24 protein-coding genes are annotated in these 21,074 nt (G+C 46.5%); 8 read left to right on the top strand and 16 right to left on the bottom strand.

The window, feature by feature from the left end:
* Positions 1–48: 48 nt before the first annotated feature.
* The 3 genes from EDD67_RS03670 to EDD67_RS03660 all read right to left on the bottom strand — a co-directional run bounded on the left by EDD67_RS03670 (position 49) and on the right by EDD67_RS03660 (position 3,710).
* Positions 49–870, bottom strand: coding sequence for a carbohydrate ABC transporter permease (locus EDD67_RS03670; protein ID WP_121439047.1), 822 nt, complete (start codon positions 868–870; stop codon positions 49–51).
* A 16-nt stretch (positions 871–886) separates the two neighbouring features.
* Positions 887–2,221: a carbohydrate ABC transporter permease gene (locus EDD67_RS03665; protein WP_121439048.1), complete on the bottom strand. Its 1,335-nt coding sequence runs from the start codon at positions 2,219–2,221 to the stop codon at positions 887–889.
* A 115-nt stretch (positions 2,222–2,336) separates the two neighbouring features.
* Complete coding sequence (locus EDD67_RS03660; RefSeq protein ID WP_307723693.1) at positions 2,337–3,710, bottom strand: ABC transporter substrate-binding protein; 1,374 nt, start codon at positions 3,708–3,710, stop codon at positions 2,337–2,339.
* Between the two features lie 380 nt (positions 3,711–4,090).
* Between EDD67_RS03660 and EDD67_RS03655 the strand changes: the two genes are divergently transcribed.
* A complete protein-coding gene (locus tag EDD67_RS03655; protein WP_121439049.1) occupies positions 4,091–4,915 on the top strand; it encodes an SDR family oxidoreductase in 825 nt (274 codons plus the stop codon).
* A 12-nt stretch (positions 4,916–4,927) separates the two neighbouring features.
* Here the strand turns inward: EDD67_RS03655 and EDD67_RS03650 are convergent, their stop codons facing one another.
* The gene (locus EDD67_RS03650; RefSeq protein WP_121439050.1) at positions 4,928–5,881 is read right to left on the bottom strand and encodes an SDR family NAD(P)-dependent oxidoreductase; all 954 of its coding nucleotides are present in this window, start codon (positions 5,879–5,881) and stop codon (positions 4,928–4,930) included.
* A gap of 172 nt (positions 5,882–6,053) precedes the next feature.
* Between EDD67_RS03650 and liaF the strand changes: the two genes are divergently transcribed.
* Positions 6,054–6,896 (top strand): cell wall-active antibiotics response protein LiaF, encoded by an 843-nt coding sequence (gene liaF / locus EDD67_RS03645; protein ID WP_093072075.1) that lies wholly within the window; start codon positions 6,054–6,056, stop codon positions 6,894–6,896.
* A gap of 45 nt (positions 6,897–6,941) precedes the next feature.
* Here the strand turns inward: liaF and ric are convergent, their stop codons facing one another.
* The 4 genes from ric to EDD67_RS03625 form a co-directional block, all read right to left on the bottom strand.
* Positions 6,942–7,655: an iron-sulfur cluster repair di-iron protein gene (gene ric, locus EDD67_RS03640; protein ID WP_121439051.1), complete on the bottom strand. Its 714-nt coding sequence runs from the start codon at positions 7,653–7,655 to the stop codon at positions 6,942–6,944.
* Between the two features lie 42 nt (positions 7,656–7,697).
* Positions 7,698–8,936, bottom strand: a complete 1,239-nt coding sequence (locus EDD67_RS03635; protein ID WP_121439052.1) for a DUF438 domain-containing protein — start codon at positions 8,934–8,936, stop codon at positions 7,698–7,700.
* A 154-nt stretch (positions 8,937–9,090) separates the two neighbouring features.
* Entirely contained in the window at positions 9,091–9,543 is a 453-nt protein-coding gene (locus tag EDD67_RS03630; RefSeq protein WP_121439053.1) for a DUF6773 family protein, read from the bottom strand.
* Between the two features lie 4 nt (positions 9,544–9,547).
* A complete protein-coding gene (locus EDD67_RS03625; protein ID WP_242005943.1) occupies positions 9,548–9,745 on the bottom strand; it encodes a helix-turn-helix transcriptional regulator in 198 nt (65 codons plus the stop codon).
* 138 nt (positions 9,746–9,883) lie between these two features.
* Here EDD67_RS03625 and EDD67_RS14140 point away from each other — a divergent pair, with 138 nt between their 5' ends.
* Positions 9,884–10,018, top strand: a complete 135-nt coding sequence (locus EDD67_RS14140) for a hypothetical protein (protein WP_277872108.1) — start codon at positions 9,884–9,886, stop codon at positions 10,016–10,018.
* A 249-nt stretch (positions 10,019–10,267) separates the two neighbouring features.
* Here EDD67_RS14140 and iadA read toward each other — a convergent pair whose 3' ends face one another.
* A complete protein-coding gene (gene iadA, locus EDD67_RS03620) occupies positions 10,268–11,431 on the bottom strand; it encodes a beta-aspartyl-peptidase (RefSeq protein WP_121439055.1) in 1,164 nt (387 codons plus the stop codon).
* A gap of 117 nt (positions 11,432–11,548) precedes the next feature.
* On the opposite strand from iadA, the gene EDD67_RS03615 reads away from it, so the two are divergent.
* The gene (locus tag EDD67_RS03615; protein WP_121439056.1) at positions 11,549–12,100 is read left to right on the top strand and encodes a maltose acetyltransferase domain-containing protein; all 552 of its coding nucleotides are present in this window, start codon (positions 11,549–11,551) and stop codon (positions 12,098–12,100) included.
* A gap of 24 nt (positions 12,101–12,124) precedes the next feature.
* Here EDD67_RS03615 and EDD67_RS03610 read toward each other — a convergent pair whose 3' ends face one another.
* Positions 12,125–12,583, bottom strand: a complete 459-nt coding sequence (locus EDD67_RS03610; RefSeq protein ID WP_121439057.1) for an Hsp20/alpha crystallin family protein — start codon at positions 12,581–12,583, stop codon at positions 12,125–12,127.
* Between the two features lie 112 nt (positions 12,584–12,695).
* The gene (locus tag EDD67_RS03605) at positions 12,696–13,157 is read right to left on the bottom strand and encodes an Hsp20/alpha crystallin family protein (protein ID WP_093072083.1); all 462 of its coding nucleotides are present in this window, start codon (positions 13,155–13,157) and stop codon (positions 12,696–12,698) included.
* Between the two features lie 127 nt (positions 13,158–13,284).
* On the opposite strand from EDD67_RS03605, the gene EDD67_RS03600 reads away from it, so the two are divergent.
* Positions 13,285–14,259, top strand: a complete 975-nt coding sequence (locus EDD67_RS03600; protein ID WP_093072084.1) for a 3'-5' exoribonuclease YhaM family protein — start codon at positions 13,285–13,287, stop codon at positions 14,257–14,259.
* Between the two features lie 82 nt (positions 14,260–14,341).
* On the opposite strand, the gene EDD67_RS03595 is transcribed toward EDD67_RS03600, so the two are convergent.
* The 3 genes from EDD67_RS03595 to EDD67_RS03585 form a co-directional block, all read right to left on the bottom strand.
* Complete coding sequence (locus EDD67_RS03595; RefSeq protein WP_121439058.1) at positions 14,342–15,715, bottom strand: PcsB-like coiled-coil domain-containing protein; 1,374 nt, start codon at positions 15,713–15,715, stop codon at positions 14,342–14,344.
* Positions 15,716–15,953: 238 nt separating this feature from the next.
* Complete coding sequence (locus EDD67_RS03590) at positions 15,954–16,796, bottom strand: hypothetical protein (RefSeq protein WP_123875796.1); 843 nt, start codon at positions 16,794–16,796, stop codon at positions 15,954–15,956.
* 129 nt (positions 16,797–16,925) lie between these two features.
* Positions 16,926–17,717, bottom strand: a complete 792-nt coding sequence (locus EDD67_RS03585; protein WP_121439059.1) for an SDR family NAD(P)-dependent oxidoreductase — start codon at positions 17,715–17,717, stop codon at positions 16,926–16,928.
* A 148-nt stretch (positions 17,718–17,865) separates the two neighbouring features.
* Between EDD67_RS03585 and EDD67_RS03580 the strand changes: the two genes are divergently transcribed.
* Positions 17,866–18,369 (top strand): hypothetical protein, encoded by a 504-nt coding sequence (locus EDD67_RS03580; RefSeq protein WP_121439060.1) that lies wholly within the window; start codon positions 17,866–17,868, stop codon positions 18,367–18,369.
* Positions 18,370–18,408: 39 nt separating this feature from the next.
* Here EDD67_RS03580 and EDD67_RS03575 read toward each other — a convergent pair whose 3' ends face one another.
* Complete coding sequence (locus EDD67_RS03575; RefSeq protein WP_093072089.1) at positions 18,409–18,852, bottom strand: OsmC family protein; 444 nt, start codon at positions 18,850–18,852, stop codon at positions 18,409–18,411.
* 178 nt (positions 18,853–19,030) lie between these two features.
* Between EDD67_RS03575 and EDD67_RS03570 the strand changes: the two genes are divergently transcribed.
* Positions 19,031–19,252 (top strand): hypothetical protein, encoded by a 222-nt coding sequence (locus EDD67_RS03570; protein ID WP_121439061.1) that lies wholly within the window; start codon positions 19,031–19,033, stop codon positions 19,250–19,252.
* A gap of 5 nt (positions 19,253–19,257) precedes the next feature.
* Here the strand turns inward: EDD67_RS03570 and EDD67_RS03565 are convergent, their stop codons facing one another.
* Positions 19,258–20,112: a hypothetical protein gene (locus EDD67_RS03565; protein ID WP_121439062.1), complete on the bottom strand. Its 855-nt coding sequence runs from the start codon at positions 20,110–20,112 to the stop codon at positions 19,258–19,260.
* 145 nt (positions 20,113–20,257) lie between these two features.
* On the opposite strand from EDD67_RS03565, the gene EDD67_RS03560 reads away from it, so the two are divergent.
* Positions 20,258–21,064 (top strand): alpha/beta hydrolase, encoded by an 807-nt coding sequence (locus EDD67_RS03560; protein ID WP_121439063.1) that lies wholly within the window; start codon positions 20,258–20,260, stop codon positions 21,062–21,064.
* Positions 21,065–21,074 lie beyond the last annotated feature (10 nt).

Genomic DNA, 21,074 nt, shown 5'->3' with positions numbered 1-21,074 from the left:
TTATCGTAGCACACGAAACAGCCTTCCGGTAATCGGAAGGCTTCGTGTTTATTCTTTTACTGAGCCAGATGTCAAGCCGGCGACGATTCGACGCTGGAATATGAGAACGAGCACAACAATAGGAATCGTCACAATCACCGTTGCCGCTGTAATATCTCCCCACGGAACTGTATATTGGCTTTGATACATGGAAATCCCGACCGGAATCGTTCGGGCCGAATCTTGCGTGTTAATTGTTAACGCAAATAAATATTCATTCCACGCAGCAATGAACACCAGAATAGCCGTCGTGAAAATCCCCGGCGCTGCAAGCGGAAAAATGATTTTTCGATACGTTTGAAACGGCGAGGCCCCGTCGAGTTTGGCTGATTCCTCCAATTCAAACGGAATCTTCTTGAAAAACGTCGACAAAATCCAGACCGCAAGCGGCATACTGATCGTCATGTAAGGAATAATCAATCCCGGATAACTGTTTCGAAGCCCGAGATCATTAATTAGATTAAAGATCGGCGATATAATCGCGATCGGCGGAAACATCGCCGATGCCAGTACGAGCCCGAGTATCGTGCCTTTAAATTTAATCGGCAGTCTGGTTAACGCATAAGCTGCCATGGACGCTACCGCGATCGCAATGATCGTTGTGAGCGACGAAACAATTATACTGTTCGCCATGTAAGTCATCAACGGCCTCGTTGTCAGTGCTGACACATAAGAATTTAAGGACGGATCAGTTGTGAACCATGCAAATGAGTAATAGATTTCATCCAACGGTTTGAGTGAAGTCAAAAATACCCAAATGAACGGAAACATGATCACGAATACGAATATGCCAAGAAAGATATAAAAGCCGAGGCCTGCTTTTTTGTTCATAGTAACCGCCCCTTTGCTAGGAATTGCCCGTTTTTCCTTCAAACAAGTCTGATCCGATTAATTTAATAAAGATTATGCTGATTAAGGCAATACAGAGGAAAACAATCACGGACAGTGCTGATCCTCCCCCGAAGTTTTGCTGAGAAAACAGCGTCGTATATGCATAAACGGATATCACTTCAGTTGCGTTCGCCGGACCTCCGCCGGTCAATACATAGATCAAGTCAAATACACGGAAGGCATCAAGCGTCCGGAAGAGAAGGGCCACAAGAATCGTCGACTTTAACATCGGAATTGTGATAAAGAAAAACCGCTGCAATTTATTCGCCCCGTCAACTTCAGCTGCTTCATAAAGGCCGTAATTAATCGTCTGCAACCCGGCTAAAATAAGCAAAGCCATATACGGCGTTGTTTTCCATACATCCGCTAGAATGACCGATGACATTCCTCCGATCGCTGTTGACAGCATCGTACTTGAATCGCCGATTAGATTCAGCTGTTCCAAATAATGAGCAATAACCCCGGATTGACCGTCAAGCAAATAACGCCACATCATCGCGGATACTGCTGTCGGTATCGCCCAAGGAATCAGCACCGCAGCTCGGACTACTCCCCGGCCGATAAAGGCGCGATGAATGACAAGGGCAATCATTAATCCGAGAAACAGTTCCAGGGCAACAGATATACCGGTAAAAATGAATGTATTCGCCAGTGACTGCCACATGCGGCTGTCCTGAAAATAATTTGTATAATGCGATAAACCGATAAAATTGGATGAAAGAAGCGCCCGGTCAACGGCCCCGATTTGACTCGAAGCATCCATAAAGAGCGACTCGTCCTCTTCATCTGCATCGACCGCCTGTTCATTCATTAAGTCTTGCGCATTGAGAAGAGCCTCTTCATAACTTTCTGATAAATCAGAGTCAATCGAAGCATATTTTAAATCTTGATCTGCTACCACTTCAAAACTGTTGACCATCTCTTCAACGGTTTCGTAACGTTCGGCCACCTCATCTTCATTTCTAAGCTGTTCATGGTATTCGCTGATCCCGCCGATTGCTGATTCAGCTTCCTCTTGCCAAGGTTCTCCTTCAGCTGTTTCCAGAACGTCTTCTAACGTCCCTTCCAGAAAAAAATGATTATCGATATAACGTTCTAAATCAACTTCAGAGCTGAGCATCGTCTGAGAGCGTTCCGGGTCATTTAAGCGATAATCGAACAAACTGTTGTACATCGATTGACCGATCGGCCAAATAATGACCGCGAGGATAATCAGAATTGCAGGAAGCACCATCAAATAACCCAATTGTTTTTCATTCACTTGAAAGGATTTCTTTCCTTTCCGGGGCATGCCATTCACCTGCCTTGCCGTTCGTTTGATAGTTCACATACTGAACACCGATCCGAAAAAAAAACAAACCGGTCTGCAAGTCATCTAACAGTACAGACCGGTTCACTGTGGTCGATTAATCTTCCATGGCTGCTTCCATATCTTCTTGCATGTTTTGCGCAGCCTCCTCTGGAGAAATATCTCCGGCCATCGCACGGGAAATCTCAATTTGCATAATATCTGAGAGTTCCGGATAAATCGGACTTACCGGACGCGGAACAGCATTTTGCAGTGTTTCAACAAACTCAGGGTCGGCAAAAAGCTCGCTCGCTTCTTGTACTTCGTCATCTTCATACAAGTGCTCGAGTGTTGGAGGGCTTCCGCCTTCAATCGCAGTAATTTTTTGTCCCTCTTCTCCGGTCATAAACTTCACCAGTTCCCACGCCTCTTCCGGGTGCTCAGAGTAACGGTTAATCATCGTTTGCCAGCCGCCAAGGGTAGCTGCCGCAGTTTCATCGCCTTCAGGCAGAGCTGCGATTTCAACATCACCGGCAACTTGAGATTGTTCTTCATCGTTAACGATCGACTGCATGTACGGCCAATTGCGCGCCATCACACTCTCCCCTTCAACAAACGCATTGTCTGTTTCAGGTTCTTGGAAACTGTTAATGTTGTTCGGCACAAAATCAGCTTGATAAATTTCAGCCATTACTTCCAATCCGCGGATCGTTTCATCGGATTCAATAACAACATTATTTTCGTCATCGACGACTTCCCCGCCGTAAGCAGCAATAAATTCAATTGCATTCGTCACGAGACCTTCGTACTGATCGCCTTGCATTAAATAGCTGTAACTAGTGTCTGCTTCGCCTTGGCTTTCTTCAGCTACTTCAATCAGCTCTTCCCAAGTAGCCGGAGCCTCATCTAAGATATCCGTACGGTAATACAAAACGCCTGCATCACTGAATTTCGGCATCGCCCACTGACGGCCGTCAAAGTTTCCGGCTTCTACGGTCCCCGGAAAATACTCATCCATATCGATGTCATCCTGTTCAATGAACCGGTCGAGTTCCATCACATAATCAGCTTGGGCAAATTCCGCCGGCCAGATGACATCGGCATCAAACACGTCGATTTCAGAATCCTGCGCGCTCAGCGATGTGACGTAATGGTCATGCTGATCACCAGTATCGTTCGGCAGATCCATCATGTCAATTTCTATGTTAGGGTGTTCTTCTTCAAACGCTTCAATTAATAATTCGTTCGCCGGTGTATCATCCGCTCCGCGAGCGTACGTCAATGTCACTGTTTCACCGTCATCATCTGCTGCTTCTTCGTTATGATTATCCTCTTCCTCATCAAGGTCATTATTCTCTTCGTTCATGTCGTTGTTATTCGTGTTATTCATTTCGTTATCTGCGTTCGTATCATTTTCCTCGACGTTATCGCCACAGGCAGCAAGTGTTGCTGTCAAAGCCAAAGCTGAAAGTAAATATAATGATTTCTTCATGTTCTTCACACCTTTCTTTCTCATAGTATGGTGCTGTAAAACAAGGTTGCCGGTTTACATTGACCTTCCTCTTTTTGCGAAACCGTTTGCACACAAGTCATTATCGCCAAATTCTGCTTGTCTCCTCACCCGACTTTAAAACTGAATGATTTGCAGCTTTACTGTTGGCCAGAAACGCCCCCTTTTTCTCTCTACTTTGGTAGAACGCTTACATGTAATATTTTAGTTTGTTTATCCATAAAAAGCAATTTATTTTTAAAAAATAATGAGACCTTCTAATTAGAACCACTAAACAGAAGGTCTCATTACTTGCGTAAAAGAGATGTAAAACGGGTATAATCAAATACTCCGTTTGGAAATTTTTACTTTGAGGTGATTGGATGGTTTCTGCTGATTCAAACTTCCAACGCAAACAGTTTCCGTTAAAAAACCAGACGATATTGATCACCGGTGCCAGCCGGTTAAACGGCATCGGCTGTGCCGCAGCGAAACAAGCTGCTGCCCTCGGTGCGACCGTTGTGATCCAGCATTTCCGTCCTCATGACGAAAACATGCCGTGGGGAGCCGACAGCCTTGAGACAGTCAAACAGTCGATCGAAGCTGAGCTTGTCGGCGAGGCTGCCCTCTATGATATCCACGCTGATTTCACCGACGTAAAAAGCGCTGAAGAAGTGATGCAATACGCCTGTGAGAAGGCCGGGACGATTAGCGGTCTCGTCTGCAACCACGCTTCCAGCGCCCCCGACGGTTCCATCGGTGAACTGAATGCCGCCATGCTCGATCACCACTGGCAAGTGAATGCGCGCTCTGTTTTATTGTTAACGCAAGCTTTTGCCGCACAATTTCCCCAATCAGCAACAAACGGGCGCATCATTTATTTAACCTCGGGTCAGCGCTCCGGTCCTATGCCGGGAGAAATCGCCTACAGCGCATCCAAAGGCGCGTTGGCCGACTTGACCTTAACGATCGCTGATCAATTGGCTGATAAGCAGATCACCGTCAATACAATCAATCCCGGACCTGTAGACACCGGCTACCTGTCAGAATCCGATAAAGCACAAGCGCTCAGCAAATTTCCTTTTGGCCGGTTCGGTAAGCCGGAAGACCCTGCCAGACTTATCGGCTGGCTTTTAACCGATGAATCCCGGTGGATAACCGGACAAATCATCCATTCAGAAGGAGGATTTGCCCGCTGGCGCCCGTAACCGCCGGCAAGTTTAAGAGGGAGGCTGCAAGGCGCCGGTAAATTCCTCACACAATCCGATTAAACGGGATTGGACCGCCTTATTCTCCGCATATGCCGGATAATACGCCGCACCGGAAACTTGTTTAACCCGCTCCCATGCATTCGGGTTATCTGGGGCCGAAATCATCTCTGCACGATCATGATTATACAATCGGCCTGTCTTGCCGCGGTATTCCTCTTCTGTCGTCAACACGACATAGTTCGCCGCCATCTCTTGCACCGGAGGGAGCATGGCATTTTGAATATTCGCTACAATCCGCCACGGGCGGGTGAATTTTTTAACCGTCGCCCGTGACATTTGCGCGCCGTTCACCTGCAGGGCATTAACGGCAATACCGTCAGCTGCTAACGAATCAGTTGATGCAAACGTCATCATCACTAACGCCATTTTCGAATCGCGGTATTGATCATACACCCTGAAACGTTTCTCAACCGGCCATTCCCCGCGCAAGACATTGAAATCCAATGATTTTTTTTCAGCGAAGAAATGCTTAATGATGTTGCTTGCCACATTCAATATCCGCGGATCCGCAGATTGTTTTAATAACCCGCGCAATTCTTCTGTCAGTAAAAACGGCCCGAAAACATTCGTTGCATACGTCAATTCAATCCCGTCGGGGCTTAATCGATGCGGCGCGCCGTGTTCAATATAAGCTGCATTATTAATTAAAATGTCGACATGGCCGAATTCTTCACGCATCGCCTCGCCAAAATCGCGAATCGATTGAAACGATGCCATATCAAGTAAACGCATGCGAACATCCGAAAACCCTGTCGCTTCAATCACCGCTTCAGACGCTGTTTTTCCCCGCTCAGGGTTGCGGCAAGCCATGACGACCGTATCCCCGATCGCGGCAAACATCACCGATGCCGCCAATCCGATACCAGAATTCGCCCCTGTAATTACTACTGTTCGTCCGCTCATAGTCCGCTCCTTCTATTCTGTATTTGTTTAACACTTGAATTTGTTTAATTATACCATTGAACGTTCAAAAGAGGGTGAATACTGATAAAACAAATTTGCAGCCGCAACGCATATTTTTGCATACATATTTGGTATACTATAAATAAAATCTTCTAGAAACAGGTGAGAAAATATGAAAAAAATACTAGCCGTGTTTTTTCTTATTCTTGGTGTTGTCTACTTGCTCGTAAACGTGGGATTAGCTGATGAACAGCTGCTCAGATGGCTTTCCACGTATTGGCCGCTGATTATTGTTATTTTCGGATTGAAAGTATTGCTCGAAGGCATCGGCTTCTTTCTTCGCAGTTTGCGGCGTGATCGGAAACATATCGGCAGAATCGTCTGGGGCATAGTCATTATCGGCGCCGGCTTAGTGATTTTCGGCGGAACAGCTGATTTCTTTGATTTTTCCGCTGCAGATCTTTGGGGATGGCTTTGGCCGCTGATACTGATTTATATCGCGTTTAAATTGCTTGTCGACCGTGACCGCGGCGAAGTTATTGAGCTTGACCCTGAAACAGCTGAACGCCATAAACAAAACGTACACCCGCGCGCCCCGGTATCAGAGTACCGTGAAAATCAAGATCGTCCGGATTTTCACACGAAAAAACAGCATACGATGTTCGGGGATATCAAAATCGGCAAAAATCCCTGGGAACCGGACGGCTTTGACGTGCATATCGGCATGGGGGATGTGAAAATCGATTTCGCAAAAGCATTGCTGTACGAAGGCGATAACGAAATAAAAATCGGCGCCTGGATCGGTGATATTAAATTAACGATCCCTGACGATATCCCGGTAAAAATTAATGCTGAGATCGGACTGGGCGATATGAAAATTTTCGGTGACAAACAAGGCGGCGTCAGCCGCAACACCGAATACAAAAGCCCGAATTTCGATACTGCTGACCGCAGACTCGTCTTATCGTGCAAACTCGGCATGGGGGATATCAAAATTCTCGAACCGCGGAAATAAAAGAACCTCCCGGTCACGTATTGTGATGACCGGGAGGTTCTTGTTTTAAGCTTTTTGTGCAGCTGCAGCGGCCACTCTGGCAAACAGAATATTATTTTCAAGATGAATATGCTGAAACAGATCGCTCTCTAATTGTTCAAGCCGGTTAAACGTCATCCGAAACGTCGTACATGCGGTTTCGGGTGCAGAATAATCCGATGTCAAAGCGCGCATACTGTGAAGCAGTTCGCCTGCCCCGCTGTGTTCAGACTCAAGTTCATCGAGGCGCGCCGCGGCTTTTGTCAGTGCTTCATCAGAGCGCTTCTCTTCAAACTCGATAATAGCCGGGAACAAGATTTCTTCCTCTTTTTTCAAATGATCAGTCAGTTCTTCTTTCAAATTCATAAAACGGTTATGAAGCTCGATTAAAAACGGCTGATCACCACCGTGAACCCGGGCGATTTTCGTTACATAAAACTCCAGCTCGGGGAGCTCTTTTTGTAAAAATGCGTGATGATGATAAACGATATGATCAATTAATTTTTCAGAGCGCAAATCCTGCCATTGAAAATCAACAAAATCTTTGCGGACTTGCGTCTGTTCGGCGATTCTATCCAGCTCAGCATCAATCTCCGCCTGATTCAACCCTTTCTCTTTAACGGCTTCTTCTAACGGACGGTTCCCGCCGCAGCAAAAATCGATCCGGTTTTGCTTAAATAGTTCATCCGATCCCGGCACTTCTAACACAATATCTTTGACCATTTGATTTTTATACGTCATATGATATTCCTCCTCAATATTTTTAAACATTTGACGCGCTTGTTATTGCGACATTAAGCGCTTTTCTCCTGTGATTTCTTGAATCGGCTGAATATTTTGCTTCATCTCCAGCGTTCCTTTGTAAACACCTGCATGATCCCGTACAGCAAAATAACGAATGTGAATATATTTTTCTTGAAACGGTATCCAAAAATCTTCCGTATCTTTGCGGCCGGATTTCAGTTCATCCAACAGTTCTTCCACCAAATGCGCGCTCTTGGGAGGGTGGCAATGCTGAACAGCGCGGCCGATAACTGATTTCGTCCGCTGAAAAATCGGTTCCTTGCCGAGGGAGAAAAAGCGGACAATGTCATTTTCATCGATATACGTAATATCGACCGGCAGATGCGACATCATCAGTTCAAGCTGATCTACGCGCAAAATTCCCGTTTCAAGCTGAATCGTTCCGTCTTGAAAAAACTCCTCCCCGCCGGATAAATCGGCCCGTTCCGGCTGCCACCTTGACGGAGACTCGATAAAGGCGTAGCCGATGACATCGCCTTCCCTTTCAACTTTCAGCCATTCATCTTCTGTTAAATGCTCATACGCCATCGGAAACAAAATATTCTCTTCTTTAAACACCATTTCTGTAACCTCTTTGATCACGTGCGAGACTCTTTCAAAAACATCGTTCACTTCCCAATCTTGCCCTTTAATCAAAGCAAGCGCATCTTTTATATCTGTACGAATTTGATCATCGCCCCCCCACATGACTTGGGTCGGTCCGTATATCCCGTATGTTTCTAAATAAGGAAAAAGCAAATTCTCTTTTCGGCTGTAATGGGCATCTAAACTTAACAGCTTTTTTAAATCGGCTAGAAGTGTTTCCGCGCTTTCAACAGACGGGTTCTTTGCAAACCGGTCCAAGTGCAGGCTGACATGAACTTGAACAAACTGCTCAATTTCCTGGTTCTCCCGTCTGAATGTTTCAAGCGGGTGATTCACCTCGCTGAAAGCATCCTTTGTTCCGTGAATATCTTCAATTGCCCCTTTAAACACTTCCGTATGCACACTGCATAGACGCTGCACATCTTCGACAGGTATATTTTCTTCTTCCATCAATGATTGTTCCATTTGGGAAATTTCTCTGACGCTGATTTCGCCTACAGCCTCTTCAAACTGACTGCGCACCTCTTCAACCGTTCTCCCGCTATGGAGTTCTTTTATAATTTGCTTTAATTTTTCTTGCCGTTCCGAACGCTCTACCGTCTTTGTTTCACGATTGTTCAGAACCTCACTCATAAGCTCCAGCCCCTTTATCTTGTCGTTGCTGACGTTTCTTGTTTAGAGTGTAACGAGAATAAATGATTGAGACAGTGACACACATCACCGAAGCACTGCTGACACGTGATTGTCACAAAAAAAGATGCCCTGTAAAAGGACATCGTCAAAGGAACTACTCTTCGATTTGTTTATTCGCTTGCCGAAGGGAAAAATGTTGCATCAGAGTCAGAATCAGATAAAAGAAAAATAAGAAACTTAACAGTTGAACCGCTAAATGCAAAAAGGACTCAATCCCGCCGGACAGCCATTGAAAAAGGATGAACAGCCCGGCGGAGAAAACGGCAACAAACAGGTTTTTCTTCCTTCTTGCTCCTCTGTCCTCATCCGCTTTATCAACAATTCCTTTTGATATCATTCGCACAACGACATAAAAGGCTGCGAGAATAAATAATAAGAAAAATTCCTGATACGCAGCACCGGCATGCCCTTGAATAACAATCCTGACGAATAATATCGCCAACAGACCGAAAAACATCAAATTGAACCCTTCGGACTGGACTTTTCTTAAATCAGCTTTTAAACGTTCGTCCAAATCATTTTTAAACAGCTTTTTTAAAAAACTCATGTGCTCACTCCTCATAAATGGCATTATCCGGCCAAAACAACTCATCAAGTGTTTTGCCGAGCGCGCGGCAAATAGCAATACATAAATTTAAGCTGGGATTGTATTTCCCTGATTCAATCAAACCAATCGTCTGCCTCGTTACGTCAACAATGTGCGCCAACTCAGCTTGGGTCAGTCCTATTTCCGTTCTGGCTGCCTTCATTTTTTTATTTGGCGGCACGGACATCCCTCCACCATTTAAGTTATTTGCCTTTATTGTAATATATATGTTGCATAATGTAAACTATATATGACAAAAACCGCATGATAAGTTTCATGCGGCAATGGTGTAGACAAAGTCATGACATCGATCGATGTCATATTAAAAGGAACGGATGACTACGCATCGTCCGGCTTCTTTCCGCGGGCGAGCGCCGAGCCGCTTCGGGCTGATGCCCTGCAGGGTCTCGCCTGTCTCGCTATCCCGCAGGATTAAGCCGGGATGCTGGGTCATCCTCCTTCTTTGAATCGAGCGTATTCATAATCAAGGAAGCCATGCATCCACTCCTCCGACGCCTCCGGGAAAGCAAGCGACGAAGATCTGGATTCGGCGGTATGAGGCCGCCGAATACTAGCTGAGTCCTTGCCCGGGGCAAGCGGAGGATAGTGGATTCATGGCTGACATAAAAATATAGTTTGTCTAAAGCCTGATCGCATGAAATCATTCATGCGGCAAGCCTTTCTGTTATTCAAAAGTTCCCTTAACAACAGCAGTTCCTTCGCGCATCATTAGTTTTCCGCGTGAAAAAACAGTATCGATTTGCCAATCTTTATTTGTTAAAACGAGATCAGCATCTTTTCCCGCAGCAATCTCGCCTTTTTGCGGAAGTTTCAACAGTTCTGCCGGTGTTTTTGTCACGGTGCGAAGTGCTGATTCCACCGAGATTTTCTCTGTAAGCATACAATCGACAAACGCTTCATACAATGAACCGATCCGGCCAATTCCGAGTCCGGTAAACGAACCGTCCTCATTGAATTTCGGCAGGCTTCCTTGACCGTCTGAGGTCATCGTTATTTGTGCTGAACTGACACCGTAGTCAAGAGCTCGCCGGACAGCTGTGCTTGCTTTCAATACTTGATCTTCTTTTGTTTGCGGAATAGTACTCGTTGTAAAATCAAGGAATCCGCCTTGATCAGCAAAATTCAACGCATCGAGGAACAATTCGTTCGAACGATTCAGATGCGTCGGACAAAACATGTTTATCGGTAAATCCGTATGTTCAACCAGATCAGTAAGCGGGCTTAATTTTCCTTCACCGGCTCCGACATGGACCGTAACGATACCGGATTTTCCGGACAGCATCCCGCCGATGCGCGCGGATGAAGCGAGTTTCGCCAGTTCATTTCTTGTCGGCTGTGAAGAGCGGTGATCACTGATGGCAATTTCGCCGACGCCGATCAAACGGTCGATAAGCATGAGGTCATCTTCGATTTTGCCTGTAACTGTGTTAACGGGTATATGGTAGTTTCCGACAAGCGCGTAACAACTGATCCCTTCATTTTCAAGCGCATGCGCTTTCGCAATCAAATCCGGGAGTGTCCGCGATGTGCCATCTGTGCCAAGCACTCCGACTACTGTTGTCACCCCGGCCGACACCGCTCTGCTAAGTTCCAGTTCGGGTGTTCGGGTGTGATAACCCCCTTCTCCTCCTCCGCCGGTGATGTGCACATGTCCATCGATCAGTCCAGGAATAAGCATGTTATTCCGCCCGTCAATGACATTTATGTCGACCGAGTCCGGCAAAGAAATATCGCCCAGCGCTAGAATTTTGTCATTGGCGATCAAGACATCTTGAACCCCTAGCGGTGCCGGGGCATAAACCTCGGCTTGTTCAATCAGTGTCAGCATCCGATCAGCTCCAAACGGTTAAGTATCCCTATCAGTGTAGCATATGGATAATTACTTGTGGAAAATACAAGTAAGTCAGGTACAATGGAGGGAAAGAAAAATATTGGAGGTAAACTTATGGCTAGTGAAAAAGAGAAGATGATCGCCGGAGAATTTTACCTGGCAGGTGATGAAGAGTTAGTTAACGACCGCCGTCATGCGCGGACAATTACTCGAAAAATTAACGATTCTTTACACGGGGAAGAAAACAAACCTGCAGTTTTAGAACTCTTTGGCTCCGCCGGTGAGGACATTTATATTGAGCCCCCGTTTCGCTGCGATTACGGATATAATATTCATGCCGGCGAAGGATTTTACGCGAATTTTGACTGTGTCATCTTAGATATTTGCCCGGTAACGTTCGGAGTCAATTGTCTCTTGGCCCCGGGCGTGCACATTTACGCAGCTTCTCACCCGCTCGATGCCGAAACCCGCAACAGCGGTCAAGAGTTTGGCAAACCGGTGACAATCGGCGACAATGTCTGGATCGGCGGAAAAGCTGTGATAAATCCAGGCGTCACGATTGGCGATGAGGCTGTGATTGCTTCCGGCGCTGTGGTGACAAAAGATGTACCGCCCCGCACAGTCGTCGGCGGCAATCCGGCGAGATGGCTTCGAAACATTGAATAACACAAAGAAAGAGCCCGATCGATGTCAGGCTCTTTCTTTCCTATCTATATCAATCCGCCGAGCAGCATCGTTCGGTTCGTCTCCTTCAGCAAACGGAACGGTCACAATGATCAGTCCGTCTTCGTAAACGGCTGAAATCTGACTGCTCGCCACCGCTCCGACATAAAAAGTCCTTTGGAACGAACCGAAGAGCCGCTCTTTGCGGGTGAATTTATCCACGTCTGCTTCCGTCTCTTCCTTTGCGTCGCCTTGAATCGCAATGTAACCGGCATCGTACATGACTTTAAGCTGGTCAAGACGAAAACCGGGAGTGTCTGTTGAAATTTCGTAACGGTCTTCTTTTTCGCGGATATTCGTGCGCGCCAATTGGGTATTATAAGCGAGTTCGAACTCAAACAAGTTTTCACGGCCATCATTGTCTTCGATAATATCTGTTAAAAGGGATTTTTTCTTATCGTCCTTATTTGGGAATAACCCTGCCATTCCGGCACCTCCAAGCCTGTCTTTCAGTAGTCATGTACCCGCTGACACCGCTCGGATAAACGTACAGACATAAAAAAGCCTCCCGTTTTTTCGGGAGGCTCCTGCTCTTCGATTATTCAAGTTCGATACGCTTGCCGCGCTTTTTCTCTTCTTCATCCGATTTAGGCACTGATACAAACAGCACACCGTCTTTGAATTTTCCCTTAATCTCTTCTTCATTAATATCACCGACGTAGAAGCTGCGCTGAAACGATCCGTACGAGCGCTCTTTGCGAATATAATGTTTCTCTTCATCTTTCGTCTCTTCACTGTGTTCTTGTTCACCTTTGATCGTAAGATAACCGCTGTCGAATTCGACGACAACTTGATCTTTGTTAAATCCCGGCAGATCGGCTGTCAATTCATAATGATCGCCCTTATCCTCAATATCGACTTGCGGCATCCCTGTCTTATTCATTAAATCCTTGTTAAAGAAATCACTTAAACTGTAATCATCAAAAATTTGCGGGAACATTGAACTTGGCGTGAACAGCGGACTTTCCTCTCTGCGTTTTCTAGGAAATAAATTAGCCATAAAACAACCCTCCTTCAATAATGATGATGCCTTAGTTCATTAATTTTTTACCACGCTTTCATTCAGTTTAAACATCCGTCCGTGCTAAAATAAGGATATTCATTGCCTCAGCAAAGGAGATAATAAAATGATTGATGATTTACTTGAACTGACAGAGGAAAACCAATCCTTTCAAGGACTCGGTTTAATTCGGAGCGCACAATTGGGCCAGACGAAAAAAGGCGATCCTTTCTACAATGTCAGTTTTGCAAAGGGAAAAAAGGAAATCCCGGTTAAAATATGGAGTGATCAAATTGAAGGGCGCGAAGAGGAAGTAAAAGAGATTTTGCAAGAAGGAAGCGTCATTTTCATAGAAGGTGACACGTCAAAGTTCCGCGATCAGCTGCAAATGACCGCCCGTGCTTTCCGAAAAGCGGACGATCATGAATATACATTGGGGGACTTTCTTGAAACCGCTCCCGAACCGATTGGTTCGATGCAGGAGGAACTTAATGAGTATCTTGAGGAAATTGTCGACCCGCTTGTAAAAGAAATCGTTTCGTCGATTTACGAACGGTATAAAAAACCTTTCTCCCAATACCCGGCTGCCGTTAAAAACCACCATTCGTTTATCGGCGGGCTCCTTTACCATACCGTCTGCATGATTCGCCTCGGTAAAGACATTTGCACGCGATATCCAACGATAAATCCGGATTTTATTATCGGAGGGATCGTGCTGCACGATGCAGCGAAAGTTCTTGAATATACAGATGCGATTGCCCCGCAATACAGTATGCCCGGCGAATTTATCGGGCACATTTCCATGTCGTCTATGCTCGTTGACCGAGAAAAAGAACGGATACTGCGTGAGCGCGAGGAAAAACTGACAGCGTTAGAACAAGAAGCCGTTTATCATTTACAGCACTGTATTTTAAGCCATCACGGCAAAACCGAATGGGGATCGCCTGTCGAGCCGAAATCACTCGAAGCGCATATCATTCATTTAATTGATATGATCGATTCGCGTGTCAATATGATCGACCGCGGATTAGCTGAAGCTGAAGAGGGCGCCTTCACGAACGTTTTTCCGCTCGGGAAACTGTATAAGCCTTACTCAAAATAATCCGAACCGGCGGAGCAATGCTGCCTAACGACAGAACAAGCCCGTCGCCAAGCTGGCGACGGGCTCTTTTCCCTGTTCAATTTTAATCAAGGACGCGAATCTCTACTGACCGGCGGCCAAATGACAGAGCGTCAGATTGGCTCGGCATGAAAATGTCAATTTTTCGCCCTTTGATCGCTCCGCCGGTATCTGCCGCTGTAAACGTGCCGTGACCTCGCACTTCAACGGTCGAACCCATCGGAATAACACTCGGGTCAACTGCGATGACGTTCGCATTCGGGTTGCTGTTAAGATCCACCCCGGTGCTTGTCACCCCGCTGCATCCTGTGCAGTTCGCTGTATAAGCTGTTGCCGAGAAGGTTTTCCATTCACCGCCGCCGCTATTCTCAGAAGAGCTGCTTCCGCCGCGGCTCGGCGTATTATTACTGTCATTCGAGCTGCTTCCAGCGTTTGAACTGTTGTTGGAACTTGAGCTGTTTGAGCTTGAGTTATTTGAGCTTGAGCTATTGGAATTCGAGCTGCTTGATTGATTTTGATCATTTGAATTTGATTGGCTGCTTTCGTTTGAGCTGTTGTTTGATGACGCTTGATTGGCTTCTGCCTGCGCCTCTTCTTCCGCTGCTGCTTCAGCTGCAGCTTCTTCCTCCGCTTCAGCACGGGCTTGTTCGGCTGCTTCGCGTTCAGCTGCTTCTTGGCGTTCGATTTCTGCTGCAATTTTATCGCGAATTTCAGATTCTTGTGAAGCCAAGTCGCCTTCTTCATCGACAAGGTCTTCGATCAATGATTGCTGAGACGCCTCATTTTCTTCCGCCTCTTCTTTTAAAGCTGCCGTTGCTTCACGCTGCTGATCAAGCTGATCATTAACTTCTTGCAGTTCGGCGCGCTGATCTTCAAGTTCAGCAAGTGTTGCTTCTTCTTCGTTTTGCAGCTCTTCCAGCTCTTGTTGACTTGCTTCGAGCTGTTCAATAAATTCATTATCTGCCTGGGCAATTTGGGTAATTGTTAATACCCGGCTGATAAAATCAGCAAAATCTTCTGCACCTAAAATGACTTCAATATATGATTCTGATGCGCTTCCGTTTTGCTGGTACGTATTAGCACGGTCTTTTAACAAATCAAAACGTTCTTCAATGTCCGCTTCGACCCGTTCAATATCTTCCTCGAGTTCAGCAATTTTTGCTTCATTGTCAGACATTTTTTCTTCCGTGTCTTCCAAACGCTCTTCATTAACAACGATCATCTCGTCTAATCCTTCCAAGTCATCATTTAATGCCTCTTGTTCAGCGATTAAATCCATCAGTTCCGCTTCCGCTTCTGACAACTCTTCCTGGACTTCATCCCGCTCTTCTTCAATTCTGTCCTGCTCATTTTCCAGGTTTTCCTGACCGAATACATGACCTGAAAAGCCGAACGGCACCAACACAAGAAGAAGAATGACCGATAATAATTTTTTCATCTTTTCATCTCCTAATTAATCTAAAAAATAGTAGTCTTATAGAATGATAGCAGTGTTTGACTATCCCACACTCTAACAGACAATGATGACGATTATGTAATAGAAATATTAATATCGTGTAACAATTAGGTCCTGCAACAGGTAAAACAGTCACATGATCTTGACAATTAACGCCAACTTAATGGAGCAAACATGAAAAAACCGCCGTTTAACCGGCGGTTTTTACGCTTACAAGGGGTTATAGTCCTGTTATCAGCAAAGAAATAATAAACATAATAACGAGCGGAACGGCTTTGCGTTTAGGATCATCGCGAAAGACGAGCGCCAGCACCCATAGAAGCAAAAAGCCGAATAGCAATAAAAAGACGACATTTTCAATCAATCCGAAAATTCCGCCTTGGTCGGCTCCGCTTCCCGGGGTTGCCATTAACGTAAAGAATCCCCCCGTACAAAGCGTCCACACAGCGTAGGGAATCGGTTCACCATCCATCACCCCTCTGCGTCGCTGCACGATTGCATATAGGAGCCAAAAAAGACCGAGAAATGATAGAATTGCACCGATCACATCCCATATTTGCATCATATAAGCGATAGCCACGACAATAACCACCGTTGTTCCCGCGATGAGATACTCTTTCTTTTTCTGCCGTTCAAGTTCCGGATCAATCGTGTGGACATCGGTATATTTTTCAAATTTCACTTTTCGCGCCAGATCGCCTGATTCAATTTTATCAAGCAATTTCGCCCGTCCTGTCTTCGGCATATCATAACGGTATATAACGGCTCCCCGTTCAAGCAGTTCTTCAGCTGCTGCTCTCTTTTGCCGAAAAACCGCATGTTCAAGCAACGTATCATATTCCGTCGTTGACATGTTAATATTCACGTCATCTTGGTCAAGCAGCTGAGCAAGACCGGCTCTGTCATTGGCTTCAATTCGTCCGATAGCTGCTGAACGGACTATCACTGTCCGATCGGCTTGGTCATGTTCGCTGCAGTAACCGACACCCGGATGGTTCGTGTCCGCTCCTGCCCGGTTTGTGCAGAATGCCCCGTTTTCGTTCTTCGCCTGACAGTACCGCATCAAAACCCCTCCCCCGTCTTCGAACATAGCCTTATTTCCTTCATTATATCACGGCACACCGAACGGTTGGAGAGAGAAAATCACTTTAAAAGATGAAAGCGTCCGGCCGGGAAAATCTTTCACAATTAGTCAGATCGACTGATAGATTCCGCCGTCTGCCCGCTGACAGGTTCCGTTAACGGCTGAAGCCCGCGGTGAAGCAAGAAACACGATTGCAAAGGCGATTTCTTCCGGTTCAGCAAAGCGCTCGAGCAATGACGTCGGTTCTTCCGTATGAAAGTGAGCCTGCAAAAATTCCTTCCGGCTCAGACCGCGCTCTTCCGCCGCTTCACAGATAAATGCTTCAACACCCTCAGATCGGGTCGGACCGGGCATGACGCTGTTGACAGTAACATTCGTGCCTTTCGTCAGCTCAGCAGCACCGCGTGTAAGGCTGATGACCGCTGATTTTGTCACACTGTAGGGAATCATTGTTGGATCCGGTTTCATTCCTGCTTCACTGGCGACATTAATAATCCGCCCCGTATTTCTCGCAAGCATGCCCGGCAAAAAGCGGCGCATTAAGCGCACGCAGCTGAACAAGTTTGTGTCGAGATAGTTCTGCCAATCGTTGTCATCAGCTGTGAAAAATTCATCTAAGCCGAAAAGCCCCGCATTGTTTATCACAACATCGGGTTCACCGATTTTTTCAACTTCTTTTACGAGCTCAGCGATCCCGTCTGCATGTGAAACATCAGCCGTGACACCGTAACACGCCCCCGTTGCGGCCAATTCGTTTACCGCACTGGCCACCTGATCGCGGTCCCGTCCGTTAATCATCACTTCCGCCCCTTCACGCAAAAACAATTCTGCCGTCTTTTTGCCGATGCCCCGTGCCGCTCCAGTAATTAAGATCCGCTTGCCTTCAAGCTCCATATCCATCTGCAGCCGCCTCCTTCAACTTTTTACCATATCATAGCACGCTGTGACACTTTCCGAAACAAAGATTCCATACCCCTGCCGGTAGAAAAAAAGCGTTGATGATGCTATCATGCAAGTATATTAATGCGAAGATGAAAGGATTTTTGTTATGACGAAAAAACTGCTTGTCTGCTTTTTTACCTTGTTTATTTTGGCGGGGTGCGCAAGCGAAGAAAATACATATGAAACGTACATGTTTGAACTTTACGGCGAAACGCTTGCCGTCATGGACGAGGCATCGTTCCCGCTCGGAACCGACGCAGATGCAGCTCTTCGCGCGTTTGAAGACGGCATCGCTCCGGAAGACGCAGCCGAAACCGCTGAGCAGCTCGATGAGCTCGTGGACGATTTTCAAAACGCCCCGGAACCGGAATCAGCGACTGAAGAACACATTCAAACCTACATCGGCGAAGGGTTCGCCGAAGGACCGTCGTTTATCGCTGCCCAACTGGAAAACAGCGTTGCCGCTGACAGCCCGGACGGTTTCATGGAACTGCAGACGACTGCCGGTTATTTCAGAGAGAATGCGCAGCGCCTGCTCGATTTTCTCGCTGAAGAAGACAGCGAAGCACACGAACACTTTATTGAAGTTTTAGAAAAAAATTTAGATTGAGCGCAGAAAAACCCTCCGGCCCGAGAGCCGGAGGGTTTGTTAATTTTCTCGCACGACGCCGTCAAGTTTCATGTTCACGGTGTGTTCTAATGAATCGCCGACAGGACATTTCGATTCGACAAAAGCGGCAAATTCATCCACTTTTTCTTTCGGCGCATCGGTTTTGATATGCATCGTATAGCGGATATCAGAAAAACCGGGGCGCACATCTGCTTTGTTCATAAAACCGTCCGGATCGAGATCGCCTTCGATTTCAACCCACAAATCATCAAGCTTCACGTCAAACTGCTGCGCATAGACACGCGCAACAATCGCCTGACAGCCGCCGAGCGCACAAAGCACCGCTTCGACCGGGTTCATCCCCGTATCCGTCCCGCCGAGACTTTCCGGCTCATCGATTGTCAATTCAAACCCCCGCGCCTTCGCTGTTACCTTCGTTCCCTCATGCAGCTTTGCTTCTGCTTTAAATGTTGCCTTTCCCATGCCAATCATCCTCTCTTATATTTTGAAGATATTGTCACATTCACTATACCCGAAACAAAACGAAAAAACCGGTTTAATTGTGAATATATTAAGACAAAAGAGTCACTGAAAAGGTATTATTTTCATCTAATAGTTTATTCTTGTAAATTTGCAATAAATTATAAACAAGGAGGTTATTATGCTAGGTCTCATTATTTTACTTACCGTAATGTTTATTGTGATCGGCGGCGGCCTTACGGGCTGGTACATTGTTGTTGAAAGTGAAGGCGACGCTTTTGACGCCGTTGATACATACGGAGAAACTGTTCTAAGCTGGGCCGTCGATTTCGTCATCATTTTGTTTGTGATCGGACTGATTTACTTAATCTTTCGAGTCACGAGAAGAATGAACCGGCAATAATTCGGTTATTTATCCCCTAATAAGACCGCTTCTGCATCCGAGTCTTCAAGGCTGTAAGCAAAACCGATCCGGTAATACAAATCGAGCAGCACGCGTTTATCCAACGGCTTGCGTCCGCCTTGTTCGTTCACTGTATAGACCGTTGCCTTCACCGGTCCAAGCTGACCCGGTGACAGGGCGCGGAGCTGACTGAGCTCACCGCTCAGTTGAATCGTCTCCCCTTTTGCCATCTTATCCGTCAAAACAGCGGCGAACGAGGACGGAACAAGCCAAACGGCGGGCGTTCCATCGGCCGGAACACTCTCGGCTTCATACATGCCCGAGCCGTCAGCAGCCGGCGCAAGCTGCTTAATTGTCAGCACGTTCAGCGCGGTTTTTCCCGCAGGCGGCTCTGATGTCTCTGCGTTGATCCGCTGCAACAGCGCAGCCGTTTTATCTGCTTGCTCGCCGGCATTTTTTTGCACATCTGACCAAAATTTCTCGAATTGACGTTTACGTGTTTTTTCCAACAGTTTATCAAGGACTTTTTGGGTTTGGTAATACATCGCAAAGATGATGATCGTTACACCGGCAACCGCTAAGCCGGCAAGCACCATCATTGATTCGGCGAACTGTTGAACGAGCCATATGTAAAAAAATGCGGGAAGCGCCATCATCAAGACGCCCGCCAAAAAAATTTGTGTTTGGCGCAATTTCACTTCATATTGATCGAGTTCCGATTCATCAGGAATCACCGTATCAAGCAATTCTTCCTCTGCGGCACTGTACGCGGGCAAATGATCCCGCTCTTTGACCGTTTGTTCGAGCCTGCGAACGAGCGTCTTTGCCGTATCCGCCGCCAGATTTCGTGTTGTTTCCATAACATTCACTCCCAGCATCAAAACTTTACTTATCGTATCACAGATTTTCTTTCGATGGCACCAAGGCTTTTTTCGTGCTAAAATAAAATGGAAATATTATCAAAATGGCTGCCGCACAATTCTGTTTATAAAAGGGGGAGTAAATATGGCTGAAGAACGTATGATCAAAAGCTTCGACGGGCTTAAGCTTTTTGGTAAAAAAGATGAAGCAGCTGAGCCGAAACGGGTCGTGGTCATTGTGCACGGTCTTGCCGAGCACCTCGGGCGTTATGAACCATTAACCGCGGAACTCACGCAAAGCAGAGCAACCGTTTACCGTTACGACCAGCGCGGGCATGCCCGGTCAGAAGGCAAGCGAGTTTTCATTGAGGACTACAATGAATTGATTAATGATCTGCTTGTACAAGTCGAGCTGGCAAAGTCTGAAAACCCCGGACTGCCCGTTTATGTCATCGGCCACAGTATGGGCGGTTACACTGCTGCTGTATTTGGGACGAAGTATCCCGGGACAGTGAACGGCTTCGTGCTCTCCGGTGCACTCACACGCTACAACCAGCCGATTTTCGGCGAGCTGCCGCTTCCGTATGAAGCCGACACGTATTTGCCGAATGAGCTGGGGGACGGCGTTTGCAGTGATCCAGCCGTGATTGAAGACTACATGAATGATCCGAATGTGGAAAAAGAGATTTCTGTCGGTCTGATCAATGCTCTTGCTCCCGGGGTCGAATTGTTAACTGGCGAGCCGCAACGTTTCACCGATCCGGTTCTCGTTTTACACGGGAATGACGACGGGCTTGTTTCCGAAAAAGACTCGCGCGATTTCTTTGGCGAAGTTGCTTCTAAAGACAAAACATTAAAAATATATTCCGGGCTTATGCATGAAATTTTTAATGAGGTATCCAAACAGGACGTTTACGATGACGTCATCGCCTGGCTGAATAAGCAGGAATAACAAAGATGTA

The organism is Salisediminibacterium halotolerans (genome assembly GCF_003814815.1).
In the GTDB taxonomy this organism is placed as follows: domain Bacteria; phylum Bacillota; class Bacilli; order Bacillales; family Salisediminibacteriaceae; genus Salisediminibacterium; species Salisediminibacterium halotolerans.
This window is presented reverse-complemented; position numbering and strand designations above follow the sequence as displayed.